The organism is Vibrio sp. DNB22_10_4, from assembly GCF_052879755.1.
In genome coordinates this window covers 1,053,596-1,069,001 of sequence record NZ_JBNNXW010000001.1, presented here as the reverse complement: position 1 = coordinate 1,069,001, position 15,406 = coordinate 1,053,596, and the positions used below count along the sequence as shown (strand labels likewise).

The window sequence follows — 15,406 nt, the reverse complement described above, 5'->3', positions numbered from 1 at the left end:
TCATCTCCTATAATACGTGCAGCATAATGGTAGTGGTTGCCATCGCGACCGCCATGAAAGTCATAGTCGCAGCGATTGAACGTTTAGAGAGACGCCCCATACCACAAATACCATGACCACTGGTACAACCGTTACCAAGCTTAGTGCCAATACCGACAAGCACGCCTGCCACCAGTACTAGCGGGGTAGAAACCACCATAGCCACTGGTGCTATGTTTAGCGCTTTAGCTGAAACAACGCCACCTAAAATCATTCCAAGTACGAACAATATACGCCAGCTTGTATCACCCTTACGGCCTTTATAGATACGACCTACAATACCGCTGATACCCGCAATTTTGCCATTGAACAACAGCAATAACGTGGCCGATACGCCTAAAAGCATGCCGCCGAGCAAAGATGCCCAAGGAAATGTAAACTCCATACTTACCTCTTGAATTTCAAACTTAAAATTGATTTAAGTTGCAAAATTCATCCGAAAAATTTTGCAAGTTAAACCAGCTACAGATAGAAAATTAAGTACGAGGCTTAATGGCAGTAAAGATTATGAAGCTGCTGAATCAGTCCCACCACACGTTCATCTTTAAGCGCATAATAAACGTGTTGCGATTCTTTGCGAGATGTCACCAAATCGGCCTTCTTTAACACCGATAAATGCTGTGAGAATGCAGATTGGCTTAAATTCGAATTGGCTTGTAGTTGCCCAGCTCCCTGTTCACCTTCAACTAATTGGCACAACACAAACAAGCGATCTGGATGAGCGAGCGTCTTGAGTACTTCCGCTACGTCCACTGCGCGTTCTTTCATTTGCAGTAAGTCCACTTTGTTACCTCTGTGTGTTGATATGATGTCGTCATTATCTACACACTCATTTATTTAGTCAATGCTTAATTAGCATTCCCATATTTAGATTAAAATACATTAGACAAAGCTAATTTTAGTCATTATAGTGGCTCTCATTCACGATTAACATGCATTTTGGATAAGCATCCAAGACAAGTAATGAGGTAAGGTATGACTAAGATCGTAATTGTAGGTGGTGTTGCTGGTGGTGCTTCTGCTGCTGCTCGTGCGCGACGTTTAAGCGAAGACGCTGAAATTATCATGTTAGAGCGCGGTCCTTTTGTGTCGTTCGCGAACTGTGGTCTTCCTTACCACATTGGTGGTGATATTAAAGACCGCTCTAAGCTACTTTTGCAAACTCCAGAGAGCTTTCTAGCGCGTTTTAATGTTGATGTGCGCGTGATGAATGAAGTCGTATCAATCAACCGTGCCGACAAGACTGTCACCATTAAAAACCTAATTGATGCCAGCGAATACACTGAGTCTTATGACTTTTTGCTACTAAGCCCAGGTGCTGCGCCATTCATTCCAGCGATCGCCGGTATTGATAACCCTCTAACCTACTCGCTGCGCAATATCCCAGATATGGATCGCATCATTCAAACCATCCAAACCAACAAACCAAAGCACGCAACGGTTGTGGGCGGAGGATTTATCGGTTTAGAAATGATGGAGGCGTTCCACCAGCTTGGTATTGAAACCACTCTTATCGAAATGGCCGATCAAGTTATGACGCCAGTAGACAAAGAAATGGCGGGTTTTGCACACGCAGAGATCAAACAGCGCGGTATTGACCTCCGTTTGGGCGTTGCTCTGGAGTCAGTTGAGTTTATTCCGGAAGAGGACAATACTGGCAAGCTTGCGCTTACCCTCAATAATGGCGACACATTGAGTACTGAGCTGCTCATCATGTCGATCGGCGTTCGCCCAGAAACGAAGCTAGCACAAGAGGCGGGCTTACAGTTAGGTGAACTTGGCGGCATCTACACTGATAGCAGCATGCAAACCAGTGACCCTGCTATCTTTGCTGTAGGCGATGCTATTGAAGATACAGATTTTGTCACGGGCAAATCAGGGTTTGTTCCACTAGCGGGACCTGCCAACCGTCAAGGCCGCATGGCTGCGGACAACATGCTTGGCCGTTCTGAAACCTATCAAGGCACTCAAGGTACGTCGATCGTTAAGATCTTCGATCTCGCAGTAGCTTCAGTAGGTAAGAACGAGAAGGTACTGAAACGTGAAGGTATCGCTTACGAAAAGGTTTACGTGCACACAGCTAGTCACGCCGGCTACTATCCTGGCGCAGAGATTGTATCTCTAAAAATGTTGTTTAGCCCTGAAACCGGCAAAATCTTAGGGGCGCAAGCCGCGGGTAAAGACGGTGCAGATAAGCGTATTGACGTACTGGCAGTCGCGCAGCGCGCAGGCATGACGGTTGAGCAGCTTCAACACCTAGAACTTACCTATGCGCCTCCATACGGAAGTGCTAAAGATGTCATTAACCAGGCTGCGTTTGTGGCGAATAACATCCTTAAAGGTGATGCAACGCCAATCCATTTCAATGAGATTGATAACCTAACGGAAGATCAAATCCTGTTGGACGTTCGCAACCCAGGCGAACTGGAAAACGTTGGGTTTATTGAAGGTGCTATTAACATCCCTGTTGACCAACTGCGTGGACGCATGAATGAGCTACCAAAAGACAAAGAGATCGTGATCTACTGTCAAGTAGGACTTCGTGGCAACGTTGCGTATCGTCAGCTTGTCAACAATGGTTTCAAAGCTCGAAACTTGATTGGTGGCTACCGCACCTACAAGTTTGCGCAAGCTTAATCGTCGGTCCAACATTGCTTAACTAGACGTAAAAAAGGAGCACCTCGGTGCTCCTTTTAAGTTTGTGTCAGTCTCACTCAATTAACCAAACAGCTTCTTCCAAATACTCGGATTGCGCTTGTCATGATATTCAAGACGGAGACTATCGACTTCACGCAAAGATTGCTTTGCGGCTTCTAGATTGCCCTTTTTAAGCTCCGCATCAACATTATCAATTGCTAGCGAAAGCTTTTTGAACCCCTCTAAGTAAAGATCCGCTTTTTCTGGTGGGTAATCGCCTTGTTTAGAATCTGCAATCAATTGATCAAGCTCAGCAATCGGGGTTTGCATCGCTTCCACAGACTGTGCTTCTGCAGCCTGTTTAAACGCGAGTTTCATCGCTTGCATGTTCTTTTTAAGGTCAACACCAGCTGATGCCATTGCTGACGTAGAGATAGCAATGCAGAGGGTCATCAGACTGAGAAGTTGAACTGGTTTAGCGAACGTTTTCGTTTTTATTAGCGCTGTCGTTGTCATTCTATATCCTTTTGAGAGCAAAAGACCCCAGCTTCCTGAGGTCTTAGCCATTGTACTCGAAGTTCCTGCAACAACGGGACAAAAAATTGCATCAAAACATGTAACATTTGCGCTACACCAATTTACTTAAAATTCGCTGAACTCAGCGATAGGCTCTCGACCTCTAAGAGCTAGGAAATCGAGAAATTGGCGCGCAGATGCTGTAATGATTTTCTCAACAGGCATTTCTACTTCTGTGAGCAATTGGCTAGTCAGTTCGAACTCACCAATTGTGTCATAAAAATGAGAGTCACTCCCGGTCGTAATATATCCGCCTGCCGATTTCACCGCTCTGGCAATCTCATAACAGCGGTCAACACTCCCGACTCGGCTATGCCCTTTCAGTGTTGAGTTATTAATTTCAATAGCAACATGATGCTCCGCGGCACACTTGGCAACGGCAGCAAAGTCAAAATCAAAGTTTGGGTTACCTAAATGACCTAAGGCATCGATGTTACCGCTTTTAATCACGTTAATGAGCGCTTCGGTGTGTTCTTCTTTGCTAGCCGGTTGAAACACGGGTTCATGAAAACTGCCAATAATCCAGTCGAGCGCCTTGTATGATGTCGGATTAACGTCAATCTCACCCTGAGTATTCAGAATGTTGGCTTCAATCCCGCGAATGATAGCGACACCAGAAAGAAACCTAGGAATCACTCGTTGGTTTGAGAAAAACCAAAAGTGCGGAGCGCCTGGCATGGACTCTGCGTGATCCGTGGTACATAGAATTTCCAATCCATTGGCCTTTGCTGCCTGAGCATTCTCGGTAATGGTGCTGTATGCATGACCGCTGGCGTAGGTATGCGTGTGCGTATCAACCACAAACTTCATTCTTCTCTCCTCGATAAACCGATACTTTGATTAAGTATCGGTCATTGATATTGCAGTTTTGTTCTAGATCCTTTTAAACTCAACGCTACTATTGACAACAATACGTAACTAGAAGAAATCGATGGAGCCGCGTCCGCTATTAGGATCTTTACTGCCCTTTTGATTCGATTTGCTTGAGTTTGATTTGTTCGACTTATTGGTTTTTTCTGACGATTGACCAGGCTTGTTGGACTTCGTCTTCTTGTTGTTTTGTTTGTCTTTTTGCGGCTTGTTTTGTTTCGATTGCGCAGCTTTTGGCTCAGGTTTTCTCTCTACCTTAACCTCTTCTGGCTCGCTAGCCGGCTGGTCACAAACAACAACGTAGTACTCTTGGTTAAATTCAAAGAAGTCACCATCGTACATTTTGCGGCGCTTGCGCGTTTCCAGTTCACCATTGACAGCAACATAACCTTCAGCAATAAAGTGTTTCGCTTCACCGCCACCACCCACTAAGTTAGCAACTTTAAACAGTTTATATAGTTCAATAGGATGGCTTGAGACTTCGATTCCGATGGCTTCAATTTCGATCTCTTCGCCTTCTTGATCGTCAAATTCTTCGGGCTCGTTTAGGTATTCTTGATTCATTGTCTTTATCGCTTGTGGCTTTTTTTGCATTGTACTGCCTTGGCTATCGACAAGCTATTAAAAAGCCTCACGATAGCGAGGCTTTTTATCTTTTACTGATACGTTACGTTTCTAGAACGCTTTTTACCAAGTTAAGTTCTCACTTGAGGCGTTCACCAGCTTTTTCACTGGATCATTGCCATCATAGGTCCATATCTCTACTAAAAATGCCCCTACGTGTTCTGCAGCATTAAAGTTAAGCTCCGCTTTACCGTTTCGTAGTGCTTGCGACGCTACTTTACTCTCGTAGTTAGGTTCTAACTCGCCCGATGACTTTTCAACAAACTCTGTATAGATCGAAACAAACGCTCTGCCATTTACATCTTTAGTGGCGTCGACTATCAATGAGTACGCTTCTATGGGTTGGTAGTCAAAATCATCAGGAATCGACAAATCTTCCATCGTTCTTTCTGTGACTACTACTGGCGTTGGCGCTGGTACTGGAGCCGGTGCAGGGTCTGGTGCCGTCGCCGGTGGTGTCGATACACTGCCACCTGAGTCGCTACCGCCACCGCCGCCTCCACAGCCTACTAACAGTCCAAGAGAAATTATTGAGGTTACAGTAAGTGCTTTCATGATATTTCTCCTATGGGATGTAGCATTTGTCAGGGGTTGCGAATTGCGATTCAAACCAGTTTTGCGCTTGCTCACCGCTCGATTCCGCGTACGTTGCATACTGTGGATATGCCGCTAATAGATCCGTGGTTTCCGTTGGCCATAACCACTCGTCGTTAACCATAATTGCCCAAGGCAAGTTTTCGGCTGTTTTGAAATAGGTGTTGGTAGAAGCATTACTGACATCTCGTCCAAGACCTGCGAATAAATCAGCGTCGAATTGCTCAGTTGGTTCGTAGTTTGGCAAGTGAACTTCCCATTTTCTTCCTGGCTGGAAGTACCCTGCCCCATGGTAGTAATCTGGAGTTGCAAAGATAAATGGGTCATATGGCATAGACATCATCGAAGAGGTATTAGTACCGTCTTTAATGTTTACATGAAGCGTAAAGTTGAGCTGCACATCTTCTGCGCCACATGACATCAATGTACGGTGGAAGTCACAACCATCGAGTTTGTACACTGTCGTATCTTCACTAATCACGAAAATGGCTTCGTTCGATATCTGTTCTAGACCGCTGGTCTCAGACTGAACGTCATTTTTGATTAAGCGTGTTGTATCAGTATCAATGTCACTTCGGTTAAGTCCTTTAAGACGAATCGCGAATCCATTGTGATATGACGCTCCTACCGCTCCTAGGTAACCGTCGATTTTAGATTTGACGACATTGCCATCACGAAGGATTTCTGTAATTCGGTAACTGACAACCACATCATTCATGTCGTAGTCCGCGGTATAAGGCCAGTTATCCTCAAAAGCAACGGTCACATAATCTGTTGCGTTAGGATAGTAGCGTACTGACAAGCCGTCACCCGTTACGGTTAATGGATGGTCTTCCACCTCACCCGATAGCGCGCCGCCAGCGTATCCTAACCCTTCCTGCTGACTAAAACGGAAACGACTCCAGGTCGTACCAATATAAGCCGCTGCATCGACGGTAAACACTAAGTTGTTGTTTCCCGCTTGTAGCTGCCTATCTGCAAATACCTGCTCTCCCTCATCCGCAAAGTCACCATCTTGGTTCCAATCAAACCATGCTGATAGGTAGCCTGTAGTGGAGGCATTGACCGCGATAATGCTATCGAGACCTGGTTCAATAGCGGTGACAAAACCCACACCATCTTCATCATCCAAACCAGTATCATCATCCGCTAAATTATTTACGCGACCATCTTGCTCTCCATCCGGCTCTGAATCACCAAGCCAAGTTACCCCATCACGTCCATGCCTTGGTCCATTGTCTGCCAATTTGGTTTGGTAGGTCGTTGGTGCATCACCAAAATCAACCTGTGAGTCTTCATCAATGATTGGGGCGTTGGCACAGCGAGCACCATCGTTTTGGTTTGAATTCGGTCCAAAAGCAAACAATTGTGCCGTCACGTTGCCGTTTTCAATATCAGACGCGTTATCTGGCGACAAGTCGATTCGAAAAATGTGGCCATCGGAATTACGTGATACATAGTAGTAGCCATTGACGTCAAAATAGCCAGCTCCAAAAGTCCCGGTCTCTCCAGTATCACCAATGTACGTCTCCTGTCCGGTTTCAACGTTAAAAGAGTAAAGCCCGCCTGAACCGTTATCGATACCATAAAGCTTGCCATCACTTGGATGAAAAGCGAAATCCGTTAGATTGACAACGCCTCGTGTTGTGACTCGCTCGACGCTCAGTACTGCGCTCGGATCACTGTTTAACGGTGTAAGATCCACCTTAAACAATCCTTTGTTCTTACGATATAGGTAGTAAACACTTTCATAAACATCGCCGACAAAAAAGGTATGATCCGTAGGTAGGCCAGAGGTGTTCAGTATTTCAGCCTGAAAATCACCGCCAAGTCGCACCAAACGTTTGTTTGTGGTGTCATAGCCGTAAATGTAGCGTCCATCGAAATCAAAACCGACACCATTAATGTTTGCGTTTAAGCCCGTATCGCTTTGCAACAAACTTGTTTGTCCGGTAAGTAGGTTAACGCCGTAAACTTGAACCGGCGTAGATTGAAAAAGATAGGCTTTACTTGGACAGTTATCAAAAGGTGCTGCTTGGACGCTTGTCGCCAGCAACGTTGCAGCAAGACTGCCTCCGATCCCTGTGAGTGTTTTGACTTTGTTTGCGAGTACCATGAGTTATTCCCTATGCTGATGGCTTAACTCTAGAGATACAAAACACGTGCCAAAACTTAAATTGTTTAATATCAGAAAGTTACACTACAGCTGATACATATTTTTAATATGAGAATCAATTTGAACTGCTCGATGAAGAATGTGGTACTTTCATGGTTTGATTTATCCACCGAAACGCAGACTTTAAAACTGGCACTAGACCACCAAACACAATCATTCCAATACCAAACATCTGCATAGTTGAAAATGAGGTGTCAAAAAGAGCAAATTGGAAAATGGCAGTAAAGATCAAGTTGGTGTAAATAAGTGGCGCGACCTGAGTATTGGTTTCAGCCGATTTGTAGGCTTGGTAGCGACAAACTTGTGTGTTAATGATCATCACAGTAAGTAGCAAAATAACCATCATCGTTTCGACACCTAGCCATTTAAAAGCCACCGTAACCAGTTCTGCCGACATCCCTAGCGACGAGTAATAGAAAATACCAACTGGGGTTAATAACATCCCTGCAAGTAAAAACGTCCAAGCGTTGTTCTCAACGCCCGACAACTCACCTTTGGATGCCCTATGTAGGCTGAGCTGCGATCCTGCATTAAACACACCTGCCATCAACCCTATGATGAGCTCTGTTTTTAAAGTAAAGCCTTCGGTATCCCCGGCAAGAAAGATCACGCCCAAAAAGGTAATAATTAGAGCCGCAATGGTCTGTATCGAAAGTGGAATTCGGAAAAGAAACTTTTCGAACAGTGCTATGAACAGCGGGCCGGTTCCGAACAACACCACACTTTCTAACAAAGACAGTTTCCCTAACGCATAGATAAAGCAAAACTGACAGGCGGCGATACATAAAGCTCGAATCATCAATACACGGTGCATTGATGTCGGCGGAATACGAAGACCACGGACTGTAAGAAAAGCAAACAATCCAATCGCAGGCATCCAAAACCGCAACAGCGTTACTTCAACAGCAGCAAACTGAGTGGCTAAGTATTGAGTCACGAGCCCTGTTACCGCTAAGCTAAGTGTTGAAAATAGCATATACATAATAGCTTTAGTGTTTTGACTGACTCTCACGTTATCCCCTACTGCTGTTTTCTAGTTTATTGGTATTGTAGTGAGGGGCGTCACTGAAAAATAGCGAGTTTTTGTTAACTATGCTGTAAGTAAAACTTACATAAATGGATCGAATGATGAAGCAACATGTCGCGTTAAAATCACTTTATTCGTTTGTCGCTGTCGCTGAATTAGGAAGTATGACGATGGCGGCTGAACGACTTTTTGTTAGTCATTCCGCTGTCAGTCAAGCCATCAAAAGCTTAGAGACCCAGCTAGATACTAAGCTGTTTCACCGACTAGGACGCACCGTATCACTCACTCGTGAGGGAAAAGCGTACTATCGAGAAGTCGCGCCTGCACTAGAAAAAATAGTACGAGCGAGTGAAACCTTGCTAAAGCGCAAGCACGATGAACGTTTAACCATTAACATGGTAAACTCCCTCGCGCTCCATTGGTGGATCCCTCGCGTCGAAAAACTACAGCAAGCAATTCCAAACCTTGATGCCAGAATTTCTAATCTAATAGGGCCGTTCGACTTAGAACGAGAAGGTGTGGATGTCGCGATCGTCCATGGCAAGATTGATGATTGGCAACAGTATTACTGTGAAAAGCTGGGTGATGACGAGTTAGTTATGGTCTGCAGCCCTAGCCTTTTAGAGACGCTACCTTCAGATGATTTAACAACACTTGTCAGCAATAACCCAATCATCTGGGTAACCAATGATCGGCGTAAACACGACTGGGAGGTTTGGAGCCAAGCCCATGCGCTTTCGATTCCAAGCTCGCCACGTTCACTCACGTTCAATGCATCAGTTCAAGCGATCCACGCCGCCATTCGTAGCTTAGGTCTATTAGTGACACATCGACTGTTTATCAAAGATGAAGTGGACAATCAGTTATTGGTAGAGGTGGGGAAAGCGGTCGTCAATCCACACCAAGAATACTACTTCACCTGCCCACCCGAAAAACTTAAGCTAGAGAGTACATTAGCACTGAGAGGATGGCTTAAATCAGAGTTCGCCACCAGCAAGCAATAAGACGTAGCTTTTAAACGCCCTATTGCCGCATCACACTATCGTTATACTTCTTGAGCTAGGTAGTATTGATTTTTCCCTGCTCTCTTGGCCTGATACATGGCTTGATCTGCTGCCGTAACGACTAGCGTCAGTGGTGTCTTAGACTCTTTCTTCCACGACACGACACCGATACTCGCTGACACATGACAATGTTGGCCATCGATAACAATGGGCGTTTTCAAAAGATAGAGCAATCGTTCAAGGTGTATATCTAGTTTACCGTCTTCTTCTAGGCCAATTAAAAACTCATCGCCAGACAAGCGTGAGACTAATGAGTAGGCAGGCGCACCTTCCTTGAGTCTGTTGGCGACAATCCGTAACAACTCATCTCCTGTCGCATGTCCATATTTATCGTTGATTGCTTTGAATCCATCAAGGTCGATAAACAGTACCCATTGGTCACGGTGAGTCATATGCTTATCTTTTAGTATCTGAAGAGCGGCTGTTCGATTACTTAGTCCCGTTAACACATCATGACTCACTTGGTAGTGTAATCGCTGAAGTTCTTGCTCATGCGTGAGATCTCGTAGTGTCACCAAGATCGCTTCTACCCTACCTTTTTGAGACTTGAGTGCCCGTACTTGTACATGACAAGGTATCCGCCTTCCAGTAAGTAGGTCAATATCGATATGGTTTTCAACCCGCTCTTTAATTAACAACCGTTTCATATCTTGACGTGAAAAGCGATCTTTACTCTGCAACTCAATCTCATTAAAGGACTGAATTGATCCGAACCAATTTCCGGCGGCAGAGTTCATCATTGACACCATACCATGGCGATCCAACACCAGCATGGCATCCATATTTTGTTCAAACACCAATTCAATGAGTGATCTGCGCTGCTCACTAACATAGCGATCAGTAAAGTCCTCAAATTGCACTAGTGCATGCGCTTCAGACTCTAATGGATGGCAACTTACCATATATCGGCGATCAGAATGATGCTGATGAAGCTCTACCGACTCAACAACATTCTGATTGGTAATCGCACTCACTATGTTGTCGATACCAACTCTTGGGTTAAATCGACTTTCTAGCAATGTTCTCGCATTCCTGCTCATTTGCATATCCTGGATCTGGTTGTCAGCAAACGGATTGCTATAGATGACATCAAGGCTCGGCGACACCACCAAGATACCCTTTTCCATAACGTCTAATGCGCGAATAATGTATCGGTTTTTGCCTTCTAGCTGCTCCAACGCTTTGCTTAGTTGGAGCTCTCGCTCAACTAGGCTTGCCACCATCACATTGAAACATTGGGTAAGTTTTCCAAGCTCATCATTTTGACATACTGGTAACTCGCGTTGACGTATTCCCTCTTCAATCACCTGTTGCATCGATTGATGCAATGAGTTTAGAGGCATGACAATTAGAGAGTGCATCACTTTCGCGAAACGCCATGCGAACAAGGAGAGAAGCAAAGACATTGAAAATAGAGCAATCCACATTTGGCGTTGCTCTAGCATCAACCTTTCGTGTGATACCCAAACACGTAACTCGCCAAGATTTTCCTCTCCAAGACGTATTGGCTGAGTTTGGCTTTCAATTGCGATATCGTCACAAAGCACAGTCTCAAACTGCCAGCGACAACCAACAGGGAGCCGTAAAATTTTGGCGAGCTCTGCTACCTCTGCATCATCAACGACTGCAGCTAAAATGTCTGGGTCAAACGAAAGGTTCGACAGTTGCTGTTCAGCAGATAAGCTGTCGTCGAACATCATTGCCGCTTGCAATGTGTTCGCAACGCCCTGAGTCAGTATCGTCACCCGTGTATCTAGTGCTTTCTTTTGGTAATGAGTCAAAATCAAGATCGTGCCGACACCGACAATAAACACTAAAAACGTGGAAATAAGCCAAGTAGGCAATATCATTTTGTATCGCAACGGCAGCGAAGCAATCCGAGTTAACATTATTATTTTTCCTCTGCCAGTTCCGAAATCGCTAATAGTTGAGCGCGAAGTCGAACACCCGACTTCTCTACGTTATTCTGGGAGATCAATGGTTTAATTCGATTATTTACTTTAATAAACGCCAACATACCTCCTAGTGACACAAACTGGACTCCAGTACCTATTGTCAAGGCGTGCGGGTAGCGCTTTGCTAGCTCAACAACGTGTGCACGATCTTGCCCATCAACATACAAAATATGGCAAATCGCAGTCTGGGACTTATCACTTTGCGACAGGTCGATGAAACGAGCAGATGATGATTTACTTGCGATAATTTCTGACAAGTAATCACCTATCGAAGATTCTCGAGTAATGCAGTATTGCGTGACTTTGTCTGACGCTTCCCTTGGCCAATCCGCAAGCATAGGAAAGCGGTATAGATACACAGCTTTAAGCTGGTCGTCGCTCACCGCGGCCCATGCACGGCTTGGCGCCCAACTCAGCCATACCACAGTAATCACTAGAAGGCGCCAACTAAACCTGCCTTTCATCATCGATGCTCACTTTGAGGATCCCAGTAGCGCCATTCAACCTGCAACCAATATTGGGTATCGTTTTGGAAAGGACCATAGGCTTGAGGATATTCATAGTTTTCATAAGCACCCAGGTTTTCAACCGTGGCGGTGAAGCGAGGCCATTGACGAGAATGTTGCCAGCTAAGCGCTAGATCAAGATTCACTACATGCGGCCAACCATTTTGTTCAACCGTTCCGACATTGCTCGGCACGTCAGTGGCCGACACGTATTGCAAAGCACTACTCACCCACCACTGAGGGGAGATATCCCAAATAGCTTGAGCGTTGATAAAATGATTGGGCTGATTTTCTAATGCCTTTGCTACTGCAGAGTTCTCCTCACAGATGTTTCCACTGCAGTAGCCGAGGATCTTTTTGTAGCTATAGTTTGCATTAAGCTGGAGATTTGAAATAGGTTGCCATTTTGCTGACACCTCACCACCATAGGTTCGCGTCCAGAGCGGATCGACGTATTCTGATGTGTACTGCTCGAAGACAGTTCCCACGCTACCTTCAGATGCGCCACCAGGGATTACCCACTGCTGTGCACCAGTACCTGCGTATGCGCGAATATTCTCGTGAATGCTATAAAAGCCATTCATGTTCAACTGCAGCTTTTCACCATGCCAAAAGCGGTATCCCGCTTCTATGGTGTCGACCGTTTCTACTTTAAGCTGGTTATTGCCTTTGTAGAGGTAGCTATAGTAGTAATCGTAACGATTGCCGTCACTGAAGAGTGCGTTTTCAACATAACCGTTTTGACGGAATGTGGTTGAACGCTCCAAACGTGACGGCGTCACCACAGCAGAACCCCAACCTGCCCAAAGTGTCTGAGTATCAGCCAGTCTATAATTCAAGCGGACTTGAGGCTGGGCATAGGTATCATCCGTTATATTGTGGTATTGCCAACGATTCCCCAGCATTAGCGTGACAGCATCCGTCACTGGAATGGTCCAGTTAGCATAAATACCATAGCTCTGATTTAGATAACTCGGTTTGTCTGCAGAACGCAGATATGGGGCAGTAACTTGATCATATCTAGAGTACTGATGGAAACGTTCTTGAATCAAACGAACGTTCCCACCAATCATCAACTGTGTGCCCCACAGATCATCGAACAAATAGCGGCTGTCCAAATCAAATCGCACAAAATGGGCGTTTCTATCTGGACCATCGTTGTCGCTGTACGTTAACCAAAGGTCGCTTTCTATGCGGTCATTGTTGGCTCTCTCATATATATGCGAGCCCCCTGCAAACCACTCCTGTGCGATCATTTTTTGTTCGTAATATTCATGTGCTGGGCGCTGTGGGAAAAACAAATGAGGATTGTAGTTAGCCCATAAATAGTCTTCCTCAGATCGAATACCACCAGCTTGTACATTGAGCGTATGATTTAAGAACTGATAATCAAGACGAGCACCAAATCGACCAGTCACGACGTTATAATGCTGCTGGGATTGCACCTTGTCTTCGGTGCTCGCCCATGGTTTATGCTCCAAGTATTCAGCATAGCCACTAACATGCGATGAATCACCGATTTGACCGCCGTGATGCAGTTTTACCTCTTTGTAACCATAATTACCAAGGCTGGCAGATACTTTTCCTTTGGGAGCGTTTTCAGCATCCAGAGTGATAATATTGATAACACCATTGACCGCATTGCCGCCCCAGATGGTTCCTACTGGGCCAAGAAGCACTTCAATTTGAGCAATATTGTCCATACTGACAGGAATAAGATCCCAATCGACACCTGAGAACATGGCATTGAGCACGCTTCTGCCATCGACCATGACCAGCAAACTATTAGTTAGCGCTTGATTCGAGCTTCGGGCAGAAATGCCCCAGTCATAGTTGGAGAATTTAGCGACATGCAAACCTGGAGCTAAGGCAAGTGCATCGGCAACCGAACGCGCACCCGAACGATTTATCTCTTTAGCGGTTATGACATAAACTGCAGCAGGCGTATCGGCTAGGCTTTGTGTGCTTCGAGTACTGGACATCACTTTGGTTTCTGCGAGGGACGCTAATGGCATATCCAGTAGTGACATAAGATCTTCATCTGCCCACGCTGAAGAAGCAATCAAACTACATAAAAACAAATGGTTATGGAAAAACGAACGCATTTACCAACTCTACAAACTACGACACTGGTCACCATAAGATACGAAACGTCTTATGGTGATATGGATTCCAGCCATTATATCGACGCTAACTCATTGGTTTTTAGTTAATTTATTTTGTCGCCACGACAAATTACGCTTATTTAAAGGGGAAATATGACTCCAAGATGCAGGAAAATTCCTGTCCAGAGAGACGATTAAATGCTTGATAGGCTTTACTATCTGCCTCAAGCTCCTACAATGTGCACAAATTTCAAAGTTAAAGGTTTTCATACATGTCTATCCAATGGTTTCCAGGCCACATGCACAAGGCTCGCAAAGAGATCGAAGAAGTCATCCCACAAGTAGATGTCATTATCGAAGTTCTTGATGCTCGTATCCCATTTAGTAGTGAAAACCCTATGATCTCTGAGCTACGCGGTGACAAACCGGTAGTGAAAGTCCTCAATAAACGTGATCTTGCTGACCCAGAAAAAACAGAATTGTGGATTGCTCACCTTGAAAAAGAGCAAGGTGTTAAAGCGATGGCTATCACCACATCTAACCCGCAAGAGGTCAATAAAATCCTCGAGTTATGTCGTAAACTCGCCCCTCATCGCGAAGAGATCGGCAAAAATATTCGCACCATGATCATGGGCATCCCGAATGTTGGAAAGTCGACGATTATCAATACATTAGCTGGTCGTACCATTGCAGTCACCGGTAACCAACCAGCAGTTACTCGCCGCCAACAGAGAATTAACCTACAAAACGGCATTGTTTTGTCTGACACTCCTGGGATCTTATGGCCAAAAGTAGAAAACCCACACAGCGGTTTTCGTTTGGCAGCCACGGGCGCTGTAAAAGACACAGCGATCGAATATGATGAAGTTGCGTTTCACACCGTTGAATACCTTGCAGAGGTTTATCCAGAGCGTCTAAAAGAGCGCTACCAAATCGACGAGGAGCTTCCAGAGTCTGATCTTGAAATCATGGAGCTTATTGGCCGCAAACGCGGCGCACTGCAATCTGGCGGCCGAGTGAACCTACACAAAGCCTCTGAGATTCTGCTTCATGAACTTCGTAACGGCACGTTGGGTCAACTAACGCTTGAACTACCTGAGATGATCACCAAAGAGCTGGTGGAAGTGGAACTTGAAGCGGCACGTAAAGCTGAAGAGAAAGCGAAGAAAAAAGAAGAACGCCGTAAGCGTTACTTGAAAAACAAGCGCTAAAGCTTAACTCCAACGCAACTCA

General features: G+C 45.2%; 14 protein-coding genes. 3 read left to right on the top strand and 11 right to left on the bottom strand.

What is annotated here, in order from left to right:
- Positions 1–7: 7 nt before the first annotated feature.
- Together ACVA6Q_RS04635 and ACVA6Q_RS04630 are read right to left on the bottom strand one after the other, a co-directional pair.
- Positions 8–424, bottom strand: coding sequence for a YeeE/YedE family protein (locus tag ACVA6Q_RS04635; RefSeq protein ID WP_446646685.1), 417 nt, complete (start codon positions 422–424; stop codon positions 8–10).
- A 104-nt stretch (positions 425–528) separates the two neighbouring features.
- A complete protein-coding gene (locus tag ACVA6Q_RS04630; protein ID WP_353500200.1) occupies positions 529–807 on the bottom strand; it encodes an ArsR/SmtB family transcription factor in 279 nt (92 codons plus the stop codon).
- A gap of 207 nt (positions 808–1,014) precedes the next feature.
- On the opposite strand from ACVA6Q_RS04630, the gene ACVA6Q_RS04625 reads away from it, so the two are divergent.
- Positions 1,015–2,676, top strand: coding sequence for an FAD-dependent oxidoreductase (locus ACVA6Q_RS04625; protein WP_446646684.1), 1,662 nt, complete (start codon positions 1,015–1,017; stop codon positions 2,674–2,676).
- A gap of 81 nt (positions 2,677–2,757) precedes the next feature.
- Here the strand turns inward: ACVA6Q_RS04625 and ACVA6Q_RS04620 are convergent, their stop codons facing one another.
- The 6 genes from ACVA6Q_RS04620 to ACVA6Q_RS04595 form a co-directional block, all read right to left on the bottom strand.
- On the bottom strand, positions 2,758–3,129 hold the full coding sequence (locus tag ACVA6Q_RS04620; protein ID WP_446647183.1) for a cytochrome b562: 372 nt from the start codon (positions 3,127–3,129) through the stop codon (positions 2,758–2,760).
- 189 nt (positions 3,130–3,318) lie between these two features.
- Positions 3,319–4,062: a phosphatase gene (locus ACVA6Q_RS04615; protein WP_353499339.1), complete on the bottom strand. Its 744-nt coding sequence runs from the start codon at positions 4,060–4,062 to the stop codon at positions 3,319–3,321.
- Positions 4,063–4,170: 108 nt separating this feature from the next.
- Positions 4,171–4,686: an RNA-binding S4 domain-containing protein gene (locus ACVA6Q_RS04610; protein ID WP_353500202.1), complete on the bottom strand. Its 516-nt coding sequence runs from the start codon at positions 4,684–4,686 to the stop codon at positions 4,171–4,173.
- A gap of 123 nt (positions 4,687–4,809) precedes the next feature.
- Complete coding sequence (locus ACVA6Q_RS04605; RefSeq protein ID WP_446646683.1) at positions 4,810–5,301, bottom strand: hypothetical protein; 492 nt, start codon at positions 5,299–5,301, stop codon at positions 4,810–4,812.
- Between the two features lie 10 nt (positions 5,302–5,311).
- Positions 5,312–7,456 carry an LruC domain-containing protein gene (locus tag ACVA6Q_RS04600; RefSeq protein WP_446646682.1) on the bottom strand — a complete coding sequence of 715 codons (2,145 nt, stop codon included), beginning with the start codon at positions 7,454–7,456 and terminating at the stop codon, positions 5,312–5,314.
- 115 nt (positions 7,457–7,571) lie between these two features.
- Positions 7,572–8,528: a DMT family transporter gene (locus tag ACVA6Q_RS04595; RefSeq protein ID WP_446646681.1), complete on the bottom strand. Its 957-nt coding sequence runs from the start codon at positions 8,526–8,528 to the stop codon at positions 7,572–7,574.
- Positions 8,529–8,644: 116 nt separating this feature from the next.
- Between ACVA6Q_RS04595 and ACVA6Q_RS04590 the strand changes: the two genes are divergently transcribed.
- Complete coding sequence (locus ACVA6Q_RS04590) at positions 8,645–9,547, top strand: LysR family transcriptional regulator (protein ID WP_446647182.1); 903 nt, start codon at positions 8,645–8,647, stop codon at positions 9,545–9,547.
- Positions 9,548–9,588: 41 nt separating this feature from the next.
- Here ACVA6Q_RS04590 and ACVA6Q_RS04585 read toward each other — a convergent pair whose 3' ends face one another.
- The 3 genes from ACVA6Q_RS04585 to ACVA6Q_RS04575 are packed head-to-tail and all read right to left on the bottom strand — an operon-like array spanning position 9,589 to position 14,173.
- A complete protein-coding gene (locus tag ACVA6Q_RS04585) occupies positions 9,589–11,496 on the bottom strand; it encodes a diguanylate cyclase domain-containing protein (protein ID WP_446646680.1) in 1,908 nt (635 codons plus the stop codon).
- 2 nt (positions 11,497–11,498) lie between these two features.
- Complete coding sequence (locus tag ACVA6Q_RS04580; protein WP_446646679.1) at positions 11,499–12,029, bottom strand: YfiR family protein; 531 nt, start codon at positions 12,027–12,029, stop codon at positions 11,499–11,501.
- Complete coding sequence (locus tag ACVA6Q_RS04575; protein ID WP_446646678.1) at positions 12,026–14,173, bottom strand: TonB-dependent receptor plug domain-containing protein; 2,148 nt, start codon at positions 14,171–14,173, stop codon at positions 12,026–12,028. Before ACVA6Q_RS04575 ends, ACVA6Q_RS04580 begins: the two co-directional genes overlap by 4 nt.
- Before the next feature lie 272 nt (positions 14,174–14,445).
- Here ACVA6Q_RS04575 and ylqF point away from each other — a divergent pair, with 272 nt between their 5' ends.
- Positions 14,446–15,384, top strand: a complete 939-nt coding sequence (gene ylqF, locus ACVA6Q_RS04570) for a ribosome biogenesis GTPase YlqF (protein ID WP_353499345.1) — start codon at positions 14,446–14,448, stop codon at positions 15,382–15,384.
- Positions 15,385–15,406: the final 22 nt, after the last annotated feature.

Excerpts from the sequence above, each read along its gene's own strand:
- ACVA6Q_RS04630 (WP_353500200.1), bottom strand. The coding sequence starts at position 807 with ATGAAAGAACGCGCAGTGGACGTAGCGGAAGTACTCAAGACGCTCGCT.
- ylqF (WP_353499345.1), top strand. The coding sequence starts at position 14,446 with ATGTCTATCCAATGGTTTCCAGGCCACATGCACAAGGCTCGCAAAGAG.
- ACVA6Q_RS04605 (WP_446646683.1), bottom strand. The coding sequence starts at position 5,301 with ATGAAAGCACTTACTGTAACCTCAATAATTTCTCTTGGACTGTTAGTA.
- ACVA6Q_RS04625 (WP_446646684.1), top strand. The coding sequence starts at position 1,015 with ATGACTAAGATCGTAATTGTAGGTGGTGTTGCTGGTGGTGCTTCTGCT.
- ACVA6Q_RS04575 (WP_446646678.1), bottom strand. The coding sequence starts at position 14,173 with ATGCGTTCGTTTTTCCATAACCATTTGTTTTTATGTAGTTTGATTGCT.
- ACVA6Q_RS04615 (WP_353499339.1), bottom strand. The coding sequence starts at position 4,062 with ATGAAGTTTGTGGTTGATACGCACACGCATACCTACGCCAGCGGTCAT.
- ACVA6Q_RS04580 (WP_446646679.1), bottom strand. The coding sequence starts at position 12,029 with ATGATGAAAGGCAGGTTTAGTTGGCGCCTTCTAGTGATTACTGTGGTA.
- ACVA6Q_RS04585 (WP_446646680.1), bottom strand. The coding sequence starts at position 11,496 with ATGTTAACTCGGATTGCTTCGCTGCCGTTGCGATACAAAATGATATTG.
- ACVA6Q_RS04600 (WP_446646682.1), bottom strand. The coding sequence starts at position 7,456 with ATGGTACTCGCAAACAAAGTCAAAACACTCACAGGGATCGGAGGCAGT.
- ACVA6Q_RS04620 (WP_446647183.1), bottom strand. The coding sequence starts at position 3,129 with ATGACCCTCTGCATTGCTATCTCTACGTCAGCAATGGCATCAGCTGGT.
- ACVA6Q_RS04590 (WP_446647182.1), top strand. The coding sequence starts at position 8,645 with ATGAAGCAACATGTCGCGTTAAAATCACTTTATTCGTTTGTCGCTGTC.
- ACVA6Q_RS04610 (WP_353500202.1), bottom strand. The coding sequence starts at position 4,686 with ATGAATCAAGAATACCTAAACGAGCCCGAAGAATTTGACGATCAAGAA.
- ACVA6Q_RS04635 (WP_446646685.1), bottom strand. The coding sequence starts at position 424 with ATGGAGTTTACATTTCCTTGGGCATCTTTGCTCGGCGGCATGCTTTTA.